This window comes from Myxococcus sp. AS-1-15 (genome assembly GCF_020037055.1).
Taxonomy (GTDB): Bacteria; Myxococcota; Myxococcia; order Myxococcales; family Myxococcaceae; genus Myxococcus; species Myxococcus fulvus.
Map to the genome: position 1 here is coordinate 1,030,027 of NZ_JAIQDF010000001.1, position 16,231 is coordinate 1,046,257.

Here is a 16,231-nt window from a genome sequence, read left to right on the forward strand (position 1 = left end):
TGCCTGCACGATAGGCCCGGTACGGCATCACGTCAGGCGTCTGTCCTGTGTCTTCGCGGCACGAGGTCGCCGAGACTCCGGCGTTTTCGTGCGGGGGGCATGAGGAGTTGAGGCTGAAGCACCTCGGCGCGGTCATCGCGCAACGAGGGCCGACTGCCAGCCACGCGAGGTTGCGGAGGTGCTCAGGCTCCTGCGCGCGCCGGGCGCGAAGGTGCACCGAAGCACCTCGGCGGGCTCCTCGCACGAGGAGGACAGACGGCTGGCGACCCGGTGGTCCTCCGACGCCTCCGTGCGAGATGTGCGGCGATGAGGGCGATGCCTCTCGCGTCGTCCCTCACCGTGAGGAGGTGGATGTATGCGAGGCCGCCGCCAGGACGCAGCGTGGCGTTGTTTCCCATGCCGTCCCGAGTGGCGCCTGGACTCCGTGTGTGCCCTGCCCGGTGCGGGGGACGGATCCTGAATAGACCCGAGGGAGGCGCGTCAGAAGGTACAGAGCGCGGCGCAACCCGCTGCGAAGGAGGTCGTCATGAACAGCAAGCTGATGCGAGTCCTGGTGGTGTGCTCCCTCACGATGGGTTCTCCCGTCCTCGCGCAGTCGGTTCATGGTGCCTCCCCCGTCGCGACGCAGAAGGTGACGGAGTGGGCGGAGGGGCAGCGCAACGTCTCGCGCGCGGACCGTGAGCGTCAGGCCCGACTGGAGCGTGAGCGTGAGGAGCGTGAGCGTCAGGCGCGGTTGGAGCGTGAGCGGCAGGCGCGGTTGGAGCGTGAGCGTCAGGCCCGCGTCGAGCGCGAACGGCAGGCGCGGTTGGAGCGTGAGCGCCAGGCCCGACTGGAGCGCGAGCGTCAGGAGCGTGAGCGTCTGGCCCGGCTGGAGCGTGAGCGTCGGGAGCGCGTCGAGTGCGAGCGCCGCGGGTATGGCTGGTGCGCGTCGAACTCGCCGCGCCGGGGGTAGTCGACCTCGGGTCGAGCTGGATGGTGCTCACGTAGCAAGTCCCGGTTGACGACGAACGGGCTCGGACATCTGCTTGAGCGATGTCCGAGCCCGTTGTCGTTTCCTCGCCGCCCTCCGCCGAGGCTCGCCCGGTGGACGTCGGTGAGCGCGTCACGCTGTTGGATGCCCTGCGAGGCTTTGCCCTCTGCGGTGTGTTCGTCTCCAACAGCGCGGCCTGGTTCAGTGGTCGGGTGTTGATGCCGCCCCAGGAGGCGCGAGCGCTGACGGCGCCGCTCTTCGAGACCGTCATCAACAACCTCTACCTGTTCTTCGTGAACCAGAAGTTCGTGACGCTGTTCTCGTTCCTCTTCGGCCTGGGCTTCAGCATCCAGATGTCCCGCGCGGAGAAGCGGGGCGACTCCATCACCCGGCTCTATGCCCGGCGCCTGCTGGTGCTCCTGGGCCTGGGGCTGTTCCATCAGTACGTCATCTGGGTGGGCGACATCCTGCACACCTACGCGCTGGTGGGCTTCCTGCTCCTGTTGTTCCGCAACGCCTCCAACAGGACGGTGCTCATCTGGGCCGTGCTGTGCATGGCGGTGATACCCAGCACCGTCCAGCTGCTCTCACACCACATCCCGATATGGCTCCACGGCGCGGAGGCCGCGAAGGCCGCGGCGACGGCCACGCGCGCGGCGGAGCTGGCGGCGCGCACGCGCCTGCTGGAGGCGTACTCGAGTGACTCGCTCTGGACGGCGATGCTCGGCGGCATGCGCTTCAACGTGGAGACCTTCCTTCAACCCAACCGCCTCGTCTGGATGAGCTTCGCGCTGGGCCGCTTCCTCTTCGGGCTGCTGGCGGGGCGGCTCTTGCTGCTCCAGGACATCGAGGGCAACCGGCCCGTGCACCACCGCCTGTTGTTCTGGGGGCTCTTCCTCGGCGTCATCGGCAATGGCCTGGGGCTGGTGCTCTGGCGGCTGCGCTCGCTGGGGTTGATGGACCAGATGAGCCGTGACACGTCGATCCTGCTCAACCAGGTGCAGGATCTCGGCTGCCTCTTCCTGGGCGCGGCCTACGTCGCCATCTTCGCGCTCCTGTCCCGGCGTGGCTGGGTCCAGCGCGTCTTCGCCGTGCTGATGCCCGTGGGCCGCATGGCGCTCACGAACTACCTGATGCAGTCGGTCGTCAGTGTCTTCATCTACAACGGCTGGGGATTGGGGCTCATCACGAAGCTGCCGCCGTCACGCGTCATCTTCCTGTCGCTCGGCATCTTCGCGCTCCAGATTGTCCTCAGCCACCTGTGGCTCTCGCGCTTCCGCTTCGGACCGGTGGAGTGGCTGTGGCGCTCGCTCACGTATGGCCGTGCCCAGCCCCTCCGGCTGCAAGCGGGCAAGGGGGAGGTGGGGACAGCGGTGTCGTGAACCGCTAGCGTGGGCCCACAAACGGGGAGGTCGTGCCATGACGCTGAAGACACGAAGCGTGGTGCTGATGGGGTCCGCCGTGGGGCTCGTCGCTTGTGGAGGCCCGGGGACGGAGGCCCCGCCCCCGCCAGCCGAGACAGCGGGAGTCGTCACCTCCGCCGTGGTGCCACCGTGCACGGGAACCAACGCCTGGACGACGCTGGGGCATGATGCCCGCCGCTCCTCCACCTCCGACGGCTGTGCGTGGCATCCCTTGCGCAAGCTCTGGGAGTACGCACCGACCGCCGGCGTCGGGCGCACGGTGCAGGGCGTCGAGCGCGTGGTGGCGAACACCGGCGGCGTCTACCTGACGTGGAACTCCAATCCCAACTACGTCGGCTCCGGCGGCAGCCCCGCGCTGGACAAGCTCGCCGTGGACACCGGCGCCAACGTGTGGAGCGTGGACCGCCAGCTCAATGACAACCGGGGCCACTGGCCGACGATGTTCACCTACGAGAAGAACGTGGGCGGCGGTGTCTTCGAGGCGAAGGAGGGCATCGTCCGCAACGACGACGGCATCCGGACCTGGAGCCAGCAGTTCGGCGCCAACTACTACTCCGGAGGCACCATCCCCTATGCCGAGTACGAGCAGGCACCCAACGACAGCTGGGGCCAGTCGCTGTCGGACGGCACGCGCCTGTGGGTCTACAACCAGCTCCACTACCACGGCCCCAAGCTGGGCCTGCGCTCCTTCGACAAGCGCGGCAACCTGCTCCTGGAGCTGAACACCTACGGCTACTACGGCGGCACGCGCGTCTTCCCGCAGCACCAGTGGGACACGGCCGAGGACCGGCTGGGCTCCATCGCCGCGGACGGCGGCTTCATCTACCTGGCCGCCCTCTACAACTTCCAGTGCTCCACCAACTGCTCCGCCACCGAGCCCCGTCCCTTCGCCACGGGCCTGTATGGCTGGGATGTCGCCACGGGCACGGCGCGCTGGCCCCGCGTGGCGCTGGAGCCCGCAAGCCACATCAGCGTGTCGGGCAATCGCATCTATCTGCTGGAGCGGGACCCGGCCACCGGCACCGTGACGTTCAACATCCGCAACGCGGGCTACAACGGCGCCAGCCTCTTCCGCTCCGCGCCGCTCCCCGCCTCGCACCTCACCGGCTTCCAGGCGCCGGTGCTCGTGGCCGGACGGGCCATCTTCGCGGCGCAGGAGACCTCCGGCTCCAACCTGGGCACCGTCCTGTACTCCTTCGACGCGCTCTCCGGCGGCGCGCCCCTGACGACCACGCTGACGGGGGTGTATGACGTCGTCGTCCCGTTCTACGGGCGAGACCTGCTGGATTTTTCCACCACGCCCTTCGCGGGCAGGCGCAGTACGAGCATCGCGGCGGCGTCGGGGACGAAGGACGACTCGGGCGTGAGCATCCCCACGCTGGTCATCACCTCGCGCACCGGGCTGCATGTCGTCGCCGTCTCCACGTTGTCGACGTTGTGGAGCGCCACCAAGCTGTCGCTGGTGGGCACGTCGGACGGCGGCGCGCTGCGGGACCCGGTCATCGTGAAGGACCGTGTCTACGTGGTGGACCGGAACAAGGTATACGCGTTGGGGCTATAGCCGAGGCGCTGACGCCCAGGCTGGAGTGAGAGGAAGCATGATGCGAGGGTGGCTGTTGCTGGGGCTCTGTGTCTCCACGCAGGCGTGGGCGCAGGACTATCGGGCGTGCAAGGAGCTGTTCGTGTCCCCGCTGGCGGCGAAGGTCGAGTCGACCAACGCCAGCGGCTCCGCGTGGGACGAAGGCTCCTCGGCGGACCCGGAGCTGACCGCGATGGCGGTCGACGTGGAGGGCGCCTCGCCCGTCGTCATCGGCCCGAAGCAGGAGGACGCCAGCGTCCTCCTGTGGAACAGCCTCTTCCTGGAGGAGACGCGCTCGGGGGCCTGGCTCCCGGTGGGCGTGGGCGGCTCACTGCACCTGCTGCTCACCGACTCGGACGAGGGGCCCTCGGACTTCATCGGGGCCTTCTCCGTCACCGTCCCCGAGTCCCTGGCGCAGACGGGCACCGCGTTCATCCTCACCTCGTCCACGGGCACGCAGCAGATGCCGCTGACGCTGCGAGTCTCCGCGACGGATGGCAAGCGCACCTGCGCGGGCCTGGAGAAGGCCGGGCCCGTGCGCTACGAGCTGCCCGCGCCCATGTTCACCGCGCGGGTGGACAACGGCCTCTTCGAGAAGATTCGGGGCGCGCAGCGCTGCAAGGCCGGGAGCACCCAGCGCGAGTGCAAGCCGGAGAGCTACGACGTGCTCTACACGCCGGAGCTCCTGAAGGACACCTGGGTGACGCTCGTGTCCGGAGGCCCCTTCGCTGGTACCCCGGGGAAGTTCTTCGCGATGGCGTTCGGCATCGAGCCCGCGCGCCGTCAAGTGGCCTACGTGGGCCGCTGCGACGCGGTGAAGAAGGCCCCCGCGCTGGGGGAGACCCTGGCGTGCGTCCTGGGCAACAAGGCCACGCTCATCAGCATCGAGAAGGGCAAGCCCAAGACGCGCGCGGCCAACGCGCGGGAGCTGGAGGCGCTGAAGGAGCCGCCCGCGGACGCGCCCGCCGAGTCGACGCCGTCGCCCTGAGAGGACGTCCGGCACGGCGCCCCGGGTCCGAGGGCGCCGTGCGTGGGCCTCAGGCCGGCGGACGCATCGTGATGAGCACCACGCCGATGCCGATGAGCGCCAGGCCCGACAGCCGCTCCCGCCAGACCTGGGCGCGCGGTGAGCTGGAGACGCGGCCTCCGGCGACGCCCAGCCAGGCGTACCCGGCCAGCACCGGCACCTCCACCACGATGCAGGAGACGCCGTACACGGTGAACTGCAGCCCCGCGTGAGGGCCCGGCTGGACGAACTGCGGCAGCAGCGAGCCGAAGAACAGGATGGACTTGGGGTTGGCGAGCTGCTTGGCGAAGCCCTGCACGAAGGCGCCCTGCCACAGGGGCGGCTTGGGGCGCTCGGCCAGCGTGAGGCTCTGCTTCGCGGCCCACAACGTGCTCACGCCCAGGTAGACGAGGTAGGCGGCGCCCGCGTAGCGGATGGCGTTGAAGGCGATTCGCGAGGTGGCCAGCGCGGCGCCCAGGCCCGCCACGGAGACGAGGAAGTACACGGCGTTGCCGGCCTGGATGCCCAGCGTCGCGCTCATCCCCGCCCGGAAGCCCCGCGACATCGCTTGCGAGACCACCAGCAAGACGGCGGGTCCCGGAGTGATGGCGAAGAGCGCCATCGTCAGCGTGAAGGTGGCCCAGAGCGTGAGGTCCATGAGGTCGGGTGCGCGCGGCCGGAGAGTAGCTCCGGACTGTCCGTGCCGGGGCACGGACGCGGTGGGGTGGGCGCGCATGACGAGCGCTCGGGCGCCCGGTCCTCCGTCGGATGTCGGACGTGCCGCCCCGGGCCTCGTCGACGGTATGCGACGCTCGCGCGGCGGGTCGTTGGCGTGACGACGTCCCGGATGTCGCCCTCGTGGAGGAGGGCGCGGTCGGGCGAAATCCGGCCGTGGCCCGGGCGCCGTCTCGTGCTCTGCTTCGCCGGAACGGAAAAGCCCCCACGAGAGGGGGCTGGCGGCGGGGCTCTCGGGAGGGAGGGGCTCGTGGCTGGGGCCATGAGGAGCGTCACTCGTGAAGAAGACGTACGTCGGCGGCTGTCACTGTGGAGCGGTCCGGTACGAAGCGGATGTCGACCTGAGCCAGGGCACCTACAAGTGCAACTGCTCCATCTGCACCAAGGCGCGGCTGTGGCAATCCGTCATCGGCCCCGAGGACTTCCGGCTCCTGGCCGGTGAGTCCGCGCTCACCGAGTACCAGTCCCGCACCAGGCAGCTCCATCACCTGTTCTGCAAGCACTGCGGCGTGCACGCGTTCGGCTGGGGCGACGACACGGAGCTGGGCAAGTACTACACCATCAAGGTCAACTGCCTGGACGACGTGGACGTGGACGAGCTGATGCGCTCGCCCATCACCTACGTCAACGGACGCGACGACGACTTCACGAAGCCCCCCACCGAGGTCCGCCACCTCTGAGCCGAGCCCGTCGCTCAGCCTCCCAGCGCCACGCGTGGTGTCGACGCGGCGCTCAGCGCGCACCTCCCGTGGGGGTGCCGAGCTCCTCTTCGTAGCGGAACTCGAAGGTCCTCCGGGCGAAGCGCCACTGGCCGTCCTGCTTCACGAATTGGTCGGAGTAGGTGCCCACCACCCGCAGGTCCTTGCCCGTCTGCCTGACGCGGAGGACCTCGTCCAGGGTGGAGCGCGCGGTGGCCCGCTCGGGGCCCTGCACGTGGACGACGATGGGCGTGACGCTCATGACGCGCAGCTCGACGCGCGCGGTATTGCCCGTCATGCCCTCTCGGATGGCGTTGCGTCCCTCGAACGTCCAGCCCATGGGCGGCGCGGCCTTCACCTCCCAGACCGCGTCCTCGGTGAAGAGCGACTCCATGGTCTTCCAGTCCTGATGGTTGGCCGCGTCCGCGAAGCGCTCGATGAGCGAGCGCACCGCGAGGTGCTCGACGGGATACGCCTCGACGTTCGATGTGCTCGGAGACGTGGACCGGGAAGCCAAGGGGCCGCCCGTCGTCGAGCCCGCGCAGCCGAGCAGGGTGACGAGGAGCGCCGCGAGTGACGTGCGCAGGTGACGATTCATGGTGTCCATCCATCCTTCGGGTCGGTGTTCCTCCCGGCGCGCGAGCCAGACCCGGACCTCGCGGCGGGGTGTTCCGTCACGCGAAGATGCGAGCTGGCTTCGATTCAGTCGAACGCGTTGTTTCGGAGGCAGTGTTAAGGCAGGCTGAATCGATGCCGAGCCCGCTCGTGGAGACACGTCACCTCTTGTTGCTCGCCGCGATCGAGGAGCTGGGCAGCCTCAACGCCGCCGCACGCAAGCTCCACCTGTCTGCCTCCGCGTTGAGCCAGCAACTGCGGGAGCTGGAGGACCGGCTCGGGGGGCCGCTGTTCCATCGTCAGTGGCGACGGCTGGAGCCGACCTCCGCGGGCAGGCGTCTCACCGAGGCCGCGCGCTCGGTGCTGAGCGAGCTCGTCCGGGCCGAGGCGGAGACGCGGGAGCTGTTGAGCGGCGCCAGCGGCACGCTCCGGGTGGCGACCGCGTGTCTGCAGTCCTACCGTTGGCTGCCGGAGCTCCTGCGCGGCTTCTCCCGGGACTGGCCCGGGCTGGAGGTCACCATCGTCGCCGAGGCGGGGGAGGCGCCCACCGAGTGGTTGCTGTCGCGCAGGCTCGACGTCGCGCTCGTGGCCGGTGAGGCCCGGCCCGGTCCCCGCATCCAGGTGGAGCCGCTCTTCCGGGACGAGCTGGTCGCCGTGGTGGGCCGGGAGCATGCGTGGGCCACCTCGCGTCGCAAGGAGGTGGAGGTCCGGGCCCTCGCGGAGGAGCACGTCTGGGTCGACGCGGGCGCGCTCGCGGCGCACACGCCGCTGGGCCGGGCGCTCGCGAAGGCGGGCAACCTCTCGCCACGCAAGGCGACGCTCATCCCCATGACGGGGGGCGTGGCACTGGAGATGGTCCGCGCCAACCTGGGCGTCACCGTGCTGCCCCGGTGGGCCGTGACGCCGTGGCTCGCCGAGGGCGGGCTGCACGCCGTGCGCGTCGGCCCTCGGGGCCTCTGGCTGGACTGGGCGGTGGCGACCCGGGCAGGGGAGCGGGAGCCGGCGCTGAGCGCCTTCGTGGACGCCCTGCGCGCCCACCACCCTGGCCCTCGGGGCCCGGTGATCCGCCGCCGCTGAAACATGTGTTGATACAACCCACTGAAATCACGGTGAAGTGAGGTCTCCTCGCAACCTGGAGGCACACTGTGGCGATAATCCCGAAGCGCGCCATTCACGCTCTCCATCGGGATCCCCCAAACCATGGCCTCGAAGATCAGCGACACGCCTCGTCCCCTGCCCACCGCGTCGTCGCGAGCCCCGGCCGCGAAGGCCCCTCCGCCGCCCGAGAACAAGGCGAAGGCGCCCGACTTGAGCTGGAACAAGGACCGCTTCGAGACCGGCTCCACCCAGCCGCTGCCCCGCCTCCCCGCGCCGCAACTACCGCAGCTTCCCGCGCCGGTGCCCCAGCCGCTCCCGCAGCTGCCCGCTCCCGTGCCCCCGCCTCCGTGCCAGGGCCCGGTGGAGCCCACGCCGGAGACGCCCACCGAGCCCGCGCCGAATGTCGCGGACTCGGACCCGATGACGCACATCGCGTACCTGGCCTCGGACGAGCTGCAGGGGCGTGACAGCCCGTCGCCCGGGCTCGACGCGGCGTCGGCCTACGTGCAGGCCCACGTCGAGAAGTACGGCCTCGTCGGCCCCAACGTGAACAGCCCCGAGAACCCGTACCAGCAGCGCTTCGACGTGTACTCGTTCCTGGGCAACCCGGGCGAGAACCACGTGCACGGCGGCGAGGGGCACAAGGCGCACAAGGAGTTCGGCCACAAGCTCTTCGAGGAGGGCTTCTACCTGGAGGAGGGCATGCCCCAGGAGACGCTGGCCATGCTCAACAAGAAGTACGAGAGCGCGATGAAGGCCGAGGGCCAGCCGCTCGCGCCGGCGCGCGACGGCGGCCTGCGCAGTGTCGAGGAGCTGCGCTCGCTGGCGACGGAGTCCGGGCAGGCGGTCAACACCATGGCGCTCCTGCCGGGCTCGGGGCCCCACAAGGACGAGGTCATCGTGGTGATGGCCCACCTGGACCACGTGGGTACGGATCGTCGGGGCAACGTCCACAACGGCGCGGACGACAACGCGTCCGGCAGCGCGGTGTTGATGGCGGCGGTGCCGGAGCTGGCCGAGGCCGCCAAGCGCGGCGAGCTGGACCGCTCCGTGCTCTTCATCTGGACGGGCGCGGAGGAGAAGGGCCTGGTCGGCTCGCAGTACTTCGTGGACCACCCGATTCCGGGCCTGGGCACCGAGCAGATCACCGGCGTCATCAACGTGGACATGGTGGGCCGCTGGGATGACCAGCGCCTGTCCGTCGTCGACACGGACCGTCGCGGGCAGGCGAACTACTTCCGTGACGTGGTGGAGCAGGCCAACGCGCAGCTGCCGGACCCGTTCGACCGCATCAACCGCGACATCAACATGTACCGGGACCGTCAGGACGGCGCCGTCTTCGGCCGCAAGGGCGAGGACGTGCTCTTCCTCTTCGAGGGCCTGTCCAATCCGAAGGGCGGCGGCGACCTCATCCCCGAGTACCACGAGCCCGAGGACGACATCGACCTCATCCTCCGCGACAACGGTGGCGAGAAGCCCCGTCGCGTGAAGGACCTGATGGTCAACGTCATCGAGCTCGCCGCGAACCGCACGACCGAGGAGTAGCCCTCCTTGCCTCGTCCCGGAGGGCGTCGTCGCTGACGCCCTCCGCCCGGTAGTGCGCTCGCCCAGTGGTGCTCCGGAATGCGTCGTCGCTGACGCCCTCCGCACGGTGGCGCACTCGCCCAGTGGTGCTCCGGAAGGCGTCGTCGCTGACGCCCTCCGCCCGGTAGTGCGCTCGCCAGTGGTGCTCCGGAAGGCGTCGTCGCTGACGCCCTCGCCCGGTCGCGCGCTCGCCAGTGGTGCTCCGGAAGGCGTCGTCGCTGACGCCCTCGCCCGGTGGCGCGCTCGCCAGGTGTAGCCCCGGAAGGCGTCGTCGCTGAGGCCCTCCGCCCGGTCGTGCGCTCGCCCGGTGTTGCGCCGGAATGCGTCGTCGCTGCGGGCCCACGACCCTGGCGCTCACCCCACCAGGCTTCGCGCCCGACGCCCCGGCCCACACCCACGGGGGCTTGTCCCGGGGCCTCGCCCCGTCGAGACTCGACACCATGCCCGCCGCCACGCCCTCGCCGCGCTCCTGGTTCGCCTACTCCGTCGACCTGTCCCCGGTGACGGCGCGTGAGCGCCTGCCGGGGTTGCCGGTCCTGCCCGCGCTGCCGGACGGAGAGCTGGCCGAGGCCCTGGACGTGGACGTCGTCTACGACGTGCCCTCGCTGGCCTGGGGCGGCAAGGTGGCCCGGCTGGTGGATGCCCCGGGCAAGAAGCTCCCCGGCGTGCTGCGCCGGCTCTCCCCGGAGGCGTGGGACGCGGTGAGCCGGCTGGAATCGGTGATCGCCGAGGCCTCCACCTCCCGCCCCGTCAAGGTGCGCACCGCCACCGGCGCGCTGCTCTCCGCCCACGCCTTCACGCCCCCGCCCAGGGCCACCCCTTCCCCCCAGGGCCCCATCAGCGAGGCCTTCCTCGTCACGCTGGCCCTGGCCGCCGAGCGCGCGGGGCTCGCCGCCGACTACGTCGAGCGCCTCCAGGCCGAGGCGCAGATCGTCGGCACGCTCCAGCAGGCGAAGGCGGACGCACGGACCGTCCAGGCGTCCCAGGGCAAGAAGCCGTAGTCACGACTTCGTGACAGAAATGTGGGGCCATGACGCAACCGGGCACCCCGTCGGGCCGACGATAGAGAGGCCGGGCCTCACTCCGCGCCAGCCCCTGGTCGGCCCAAGGAAGTCACCGCCATGACGACGCTGCGACCCACTTCTCGTGCCAGCACCCCGTCGCCCTCGGTGTCCACCGAGTCCGCGCCCGTCAATGGCCTCAAGCCCCAGGACACCAGCGCCTGGGCTCGCTCCAGCGCCCGTGAGGTCTCCATCACCGAGCTGCAGACCAGGTTCGGCTGGACGGACCAGAGCTGGGAGGCGGGCCTGCTGAAGGCGGCGGACCAGGCGGGCACCAAGACGCGCGGAGGCAACGGCAAGGTCTCCGCGGCTGAAATCCAGGCCTACCTCACCGCCCCCACCGACGGCCGCTACCTCACCTCCACCGCGCTCCAGCAGGGCCGCGCCGCGCTCGACGCGAAGCTCACCGAGGCCGGTGGCTCCGTGAAGGTGGATGCCTTCGACGCGAAGTGGCAGGACGGGCTCGCCAAGCGCGCCGACCTGCTGGGCGGCAACGGCGACGGCAAGGTCAGCCAGGAAGAGCTCGCGGCCTACATCCAGAAGTCCAAGGCCAACCAGGTGGACGGCACGAAGTGGGTGCCCGACCAGCAGATGGCCGCCTTCCAGAGCCGCGTCGCGGAGGCCGCCGGTGAGGTGGACCCGCTGCGTCCCAAGGGAGGCGCGGGCAAGGGCCTGGAGATGGTGAAGCAGTACTCGCGGCTGATGCTGGACGAGGGCAAGAACCTGCCCACCTTCGTCAGCCACATGCTCTCCGCCGCGGACATCCACGAGACGCCCGTGGAGGTGAACCGCAACAAGAGCACCTTCGTGAGAGACCCGTCGCTGCCGCTCACGGGCATCACCGACTCCGACTACAACAACACCGGCTTCGACCGTGGGCACATGAAGCCCGCGGAGGATTCGCCCACGCAGGAGGCGATGAACGAAAGCCACCAGATGACCAACATCGCGCCCCAGTACGGCAACCACAACCAGCAGGTGTGGCGCACGCTGGAGAAGGCCATCCACGGCCTGGTGGAAGAGACGGGCGGCAAGGCCTACATCGTGACGGGCAACCTGTTCCTGGACGACAAGGGCAAGCCCCTGCCGAAGGACCAGGTGGAGACCACGGGCGCGAAGGACCGGAAGATCGCCGTCCCCACGCACAACTTCAAGACGGTGCTGCTGGAGCTGCCCAACGGCAACCTGACGATGTTCGCGTACATGGTGCCGAACCTGAAGGACGGCCCCTCGAAGAAGGAAGCCATCGTCCCGCTGCTGGAGGACGCGCGCGTGCCGGTGGACCGCATCGAGCAACTGCTCGGTCAGGACCTGTACGCCCAGCTCCCCAAGGGCATCCAGAACCAGCTGGAGAAGGACTCGAAGGCCCCCGGCGCGTTCCAGCTCGAGGGCAGCCAGTACGAGTCCATGACGCTGCTGACGCAGCGCTGAGCCTCCAGCACCCGCTCACTGTGCGGGCAGCGAGAGGTAGTGCTGGCCCAGCTCGTTGAGCACGCCGTTGGGGCCCAGCAGGCTCGCGAAGCAGGGGTCGTTCGTCCAGCGGCCGGTGAACCAGGCGTAGCGGAACACGTCCGCGCGCCGCTCGCACACGGCGACCATCTCCGTCATCTGCGCCTTCTGCTTCGCCACGGAGTCGATCTGCGCGCCGTCCCGCTGCTGGTGGCAGTTGGCGAACTCGGTGACCCAGAACGGCTTGCCGTACTTCGTCAGCCGGTTGAGCTGCCCGTCGAGCCCGTAGTCGTACCAGTGGAACGCCAGGTAATCGATGCGGGGCTCCCGGTTGCCGTTCTCCGCGCGATACGCGGCGTAGAAGGCATCCAGCCACACCACCGGGTCCGAGTAGCCGGCGAGCGTCCCCCAGTTCATCCCCGGGCCCACCAGCTTCACGCCGGTGTTGGCGGCGACGCTCTCGTAGCGGGGCCACAGCCGCGCCGCGGCCTGCGGCGACATGTTGGCCTGGTCCGTCAGGTTGGGCTCGTTGAGCAGGAGCAGGTACTGGATGTGGGGATTGGCGCGCAGCATCTGCTCGATGCGCGCGGCGTCGAAGTTCCCGTTCCACAGCATGGGGATGAAGTCCATCCCGTAGCGGGTGCGGAAGTCGGTGGGGACGTTGGCGTGCGGCTGAGGGCTCCAGTTGTACCACCAGCTCACGCCCGGGGAGACCGCGGCCAGGTCCTCGGGCGTGGCCAGGTCGAAGGCGAGGCCTCGCTTGACGCTCTTGGTGAGCGGCGGCTGCTGTGTGCCCGCGTCCGTCTCCGTGGAGGGCCGGCCCGGCTTGACGGGGTCGGCCGGGTCGCAGCCCAGCAGCAGGACGAACGCGATGCAGAACGGCGCGAGCCAGCGTCTCATGAACCGTCACCTCCGCCCGTCAGGGCGCTTGGGGACGGTCATCCTAGTGTGAGGAACGGCGCCGTGCGGCTCGTCGATGAACGGGCGAGCTTCGTGGGAGGGCCCGCCGCGACGATGCTCCCACCCTCGTCTCCCGCCCCCGGCCCCATGTCGATGACCCAGTCGCTGGCGGAGACGACGCGCATGTCGTGCTCCACCAGGATGACGGTGTTGCCCGCGTCGACCAGGCCCTCCAACTGCGTCATCAGCTTGTCCACGTCCGCCGGGTGCAGGCCCGTGGTGGGCTCGTCCAGGACGTAGAGCGTGTGCCCTCGCTGCGGCCGCTGCAGCTCGGTGGCCAGCTTGATGCGCTGGGCCTCGCCGCCGGACAGCTCCGTGGCTGGCTGTCCCAGGCGCAGGTACCCCAGGCCCACCTCGCGCAGCACGCCGAGCGCGCGGGCCACGTGGGGCTCCTCGGTGAAGAAGGCGTGCGCCGCGTCCACCGTCATGCCCAGCACCTCGGCGATGTTCTTGCCGCGGTAGCGGATCTCCAAGGTCTTCGCGTTGTAGCGGGCGCCGTGGCAGGTGGGGCAGGGCGCATAGAGGCTGGGCAGGAACAACAGCTCCACGCTCACGAAGCCCTCGCCCTCGCATGTCTCGCAGCGGCCCTTGGCCACGTTGAAGGAGAAGCGGCCCGCGTCGTACTTGCGCGAGCGCGCGGCGGGCGTGGCGGCGAAGAGCTTGCGGACGTGGTCGAACAGGCCCGTGTACGTGGCCAGGTTGGAGCGCGGCGTGCGGCCGATGGGCTTCTGGTCCACGCGCACCATCCGGTGCAGCCCCTCCATCCCCTCGACGATGCGGCCGCCCGTGGTCTTCACCTCGGAGCGCTCCAGGGGCTCGCCCTCCTCGTCCTCCTCGGGCGGCGCGTGGCCCAGGTGCGTGGCGACCAGCTCCACCAGCACCTGGCTCACCAGGCTCGACTTGCCGGAGCCGGAGATGCCCGTCACGGTGGTGAAGACACCCAGCGGGAAGTCGACGTCCAGCCCGTGCAGGTTGTTGCGCGACACGTCCTTCAGCCGCAGCCAGCCCTTGGGGGCGCGGGGCGCGTGCGTGCGCGTGGTCTGCTCGCCGAAGAGGTAGCGCCGCGTCTGGGAGGACTCCACCTCCTGGAGCCCGTCCAGCGGGCCGCTGTAGAGGATTTCGCCGCCCTTCTCGCCAGCGGCGGGGCCCACGTCCACCACCCAGTCCGCGTGGCGGATGACGTCCACCTCGTGCTCCACCACGAACAGCGAGTTGCCCGAGCCCTTCAGCGAGTCCAATGCGCGCAGCAGGGCCTGGGTGTCCGCCGGATGCAGGCCCGCGGAGGGCTCGTCCAGCACGTAGACCACGCCGAACAGGTTGGAGCGCACCTGGGTGGCCAGCCGCAGCCGCTGGAGCTCACCGGGTGAGAGCGTGGGGGTGGCGCGCTCCAGCGACAGGTAGCCCAGCCCCAGCTCCATCAGGACGTGCAGGCGCTCCACCAGGTCCTTCGCGATGCGCTCGGTGACGAGCGCCTTCTCGGGGTGCTCGCGCGTGAGCTTCTTCAGGCCCTGGGCGGTGCCGTCGGAGAAGGGGCGCAGGAGCGCGTCGACGCGCTTGAGCGGCAGGCGGGACAGCTCGCCGTAGTCCAGGCCCGCGAAGGTGACGGACAGGGACTCGGGACGCAGCCGCTTGCCGTGGCAGACGCGGCACTCGCCGCTCTCCATGTACTGGGACACGCGCTTCTTGATGAGCGGGCTCTGCGTCGTGGCGAAGGCCTGGAGCACGTAGCGCCGCGCGCTGCTGAAGGTCCCCATGTAGCTGGGGGGTGACTTACGCTTGAGGGCCTGGCGCGTCTCGGCCGGCGTGAAGCCCGCATAGACGGGGACGGTGGGCTGCTCGTCCGTGAAGAGGATCCAGTCGCGGTCCTTCTTGGGGAGCTCGCGCCAGGGGCGGTCCACGTCGTAGCCGAGCGTCACCAGGATGTCGCGCAGGTTCTGCCCGTGCCACGCGGGAGGCCAGCCGGCGATGGCCCGCTCGCGGATGGTGAGCGAGTCGTCGGGGACGAGCGAGCGCTCCGTGACTTCGTACACGCGGCCCAGGCCATGGCAGTTCGGACAGGCGCCCGCGGGCGTGTTGGGGGAGAACGCGTCCGAGTCCAGGTGGGGTTGGCCCGCTGGGTACGTGCCGGCGCGCGAGTACAAGAGGCGCAGTGAGTTCGACAGGGTCGTCACGCTGCCCACGGACGAGCGCGTCGTCGGCGCTCCCCGGTGTTGCTGGAGGGCCACCGCGGGAGGGAGGCCCTCGATGGCGTCCACTTCCGGGATGCCCGCCTGGTCGATGAGCCTGCGGGCGTACGGGGCCACGGACTCGAAGTAGCGTCGCTGGGCTTCCGCGTAGAGCGTGCCGAAGGCGAGCGAGGACTTGCCCGAGCCGGAGACGCCGGTGAAGACCACCAGGGCGTCGCGTGGCATCTCCACGTCCACGTTCTTGAGGTTGTGCTCCCGGGCGCCACGGACGCGGACGAAGCCTGTCGGGCGGTCGCTGGGCGTGCCTGCATGGGAGGGACGGCGGGGTCGGCTCATGAAGTGGGCTCCTGCCGGGGGTCCTACCGAATCTGATGTCGGGAGGGAGCAACGAACAGCGGGGGAGCGACGAAGCCTCGTGAGATGGCCCCGGGTGCGTGAGGCTCACTGGAGACGGGCGGCCCTGCGAGCGGGTTGTCAGACGGGGCGGTCCAGGTGGGCCACACCTCAGGCGGTGCATGAGGCCCGTTGGACGGGTGCCCCCCGAGGGGGCACCAGACGGAGGCGAAGACCCGAGTGGTGGCTCGGAGCGAAGCATCTCCTGAGGTGTTGCTCGTGGGGACTCACGTCTGGGGCCCGGCTCGCCTTCCTGCCGTCTTCGGAGTCGCGAGACGCTTCTCCTGGAGTGTGGGTCGTTTCATCCGTGGGACGCGAGCGGGGCTCAGTCCCGCGGAGAAAGACGCCACGTTCGAAGGCCCTGGGCCTCCGTGGTATTTTTCGGTGGCGTGGACCCCGGTTCATCCTTCGTGCGCGAGGTCTGAATGCGCGAGGCCCTGGCTCCGTCGACTTGCGGCTTTGATGACAGGAGT

General features: G+C 70.0%; 13 protein-coding genes. 9 read left to right on the plus strand and 4 right to left on the minus strand.

All coding sequences use genetic code 11. The annotated features are described in order from the left end of the window. Nucleotides 1–526 precede the first annotated feature (526 nt). The 4 genes from K8625_RS04300 to K8625_RS04315 all read left to right on the plus strand — a co-directional run bounded on the left by K8625_RS04300 (nt 527) and on the right by K8625_RS04315 (nt 4,961). Nucleotides 527–952 (plus strand): ATP-dependent DNA helicase, encoded by a 426-nt coding sequence (locus K8625_RS04300; RefSeq protein ID WP_223745300.1) that lies wholly within the window; start codon nt 527–529, stop codon nt 950–952. Between the two features lie 80 nt (nt 953–1,032). Next, complete coding sequence (locus tag K8625_RS04305) at nt 1,033–2,352, plus strand: DUF418 domain-containing protein (protein WP_223781912.1); 1,320 nt, start codon at nt 1,033–1,035, stop codon at nt 2,350–2,352. A gap of 37 nt (nt 2,353–2,389) precedes the next feature. After that, complete coding sequence (locus K8625_RS04310) at nt 2,390–3,955, plus strand: hypothetical protein (RefSeq protein WP_223781913.1); 1,566 nt, start codon at nt 2,390–2,392, stop codon at nt 3,953–3,955. A 37-nt stretch (nt 3,956–3,992) separates the two neighbouring features. Then, nucleotides 3,993–4,961 (plus strand): hypothetical protein, encoded by a 969-nt coding sequence (locus K8625_RS04315; protein WP_223781914.1) that lies wholly within the window; start codon nt 3,993–3,995, stop codon nt 4,959–4,961. A gap of 49 nt (nt 4,962–5,010) precedes the next feature. Here the strand turns inward: K8625_RS04315 and K8625_RS04320 are convergent, their stop codons facing one another. After that, a complete protein-coding gene (locus K8625_RS04320; protein WP_046715388.1) occupies nt 5,011–5,637 on the minus strand; it encodes a LysE family translocator in 627 nt (208 codons plus the stop codon). 355 nt (nt 5,638–5,992) lie between these two features. Here K8625_RS04320 and K8625_RS04325 point away from each other — a divergent pair, with 355 nt between their 5' ends. Next, nucleotides 5,993–6,394: a GFA family protein gene (locus K8625_RS04325; protein ID WP_223745304.1), complete on the plus strand. Its 402-nt coding sequence runs from the start codon at nt 5,993–5,995 to the stop codon at nt 6,392–6,394. 52 nt (nt 6,395–6,446) lie between these two features. Here K8625_RS04325 and K8625_RS04330 read toward each other — a convergent pair whose 3' ends face one another. After that, nucleotides 6,447–7,010: a nuclear transport factor 2 family protein gene (locus K8625_RS04330; protein WP_223745305.1), complete on the minus strand. Its 564-nt coding sequence runs from the start codon at nt 7,008–7,010 to the stop codon at nt 6,447–6,449. Nucleotides 7,011–7,162: 152 nt separating this feature from the next. Here K8625_RS04330 and K8625_RS04335 point away from each other — a divergent pair, with 152 nt between their 5' ends. From K8625_RS04335 to K8625_RS04350, 4 genes are all read left to right on the plus strand, one after another. After that, nucleotides 7,163–8,104, plus strand: a complete 942-nt coding sequence (locus K8625_RS04335) for a LysR family transcriptional regulator (protein ID WP_223745306.1) — start codon at nt 7,163–7,165, stop codon at nt 8,102–8,104. 123 nt (nt 8,105–8,227) lie between these two features. After that, nucleotides 8,228–9,670: a M28 family metallopeptidase gene (locus K8625_RS04340; protein ID WP_223745307.1), complete on the plus strand. Its 1,443-nt coding sequence runs from the start codon at nt 8,228–8,230 to the stop codon at nt 9,668–9,670. A 479-nt stretch (nt 9,671–10,149) separates the two neighbouring features. After that, nucleotides 10,150–10,710 (plus strand): gamma-glutamylcyclotransferase, encoded by a 561-nt coding sequence (locus tag K8625_RS04345; protein WP_223781915.1) that lies wholly within the window; start codon nt 10,150–10,152, stop codon nt 10,708–10,710. 120 nt (nt 10,711–10,830) lie between these two features. Further along, on the plus strand, nt 10,831–12,201 hold the full coding sequence (locus tag K8625_RS04350) for a DNA/RNA non-specific endonuclease (protein WP_223781916.1): 1,371 nt from the start codon (nt 10,831–10,833) through the stop codon (nt 12,199–12,201). Nucleotides 12,202–12,216: 15 nt separating this feature from the next. Here the strand turns inward: K8625_RS04350 and K8625_RS04355 are convergent, their stop codons facing one another. Together K8625_RS04355 and uvrA are read right to left on the minus strand one after the other, a co-directional pair. After that, entirely contained in the window at nt 12,217–13,119 is a 903-nt protein-coding gene (locus K8625_RS04355; protein ID WP_223745310.1) for a glycoside hydrolase family protein, read from the minus strand. 38 nt (nt 13,120–13,157) lie between these two features. Beyond that, nucleotides 13,158–15,701 carry an excinuclease ABC subunit UvrA gene (gene uvrA, locus K8625_RS04360; RefSeq protein WP_223781917.1) on the minus strand — a complete coding sequence of 848 codons (2,544 nt, stop codon included), beginning with the start codon at nt 15,699–15,701 and terminating at the stop codon, nt 13,158–13,160. Between the last annotated feature and the right edge of the window lie 530 nt (nt 15,702–16,231).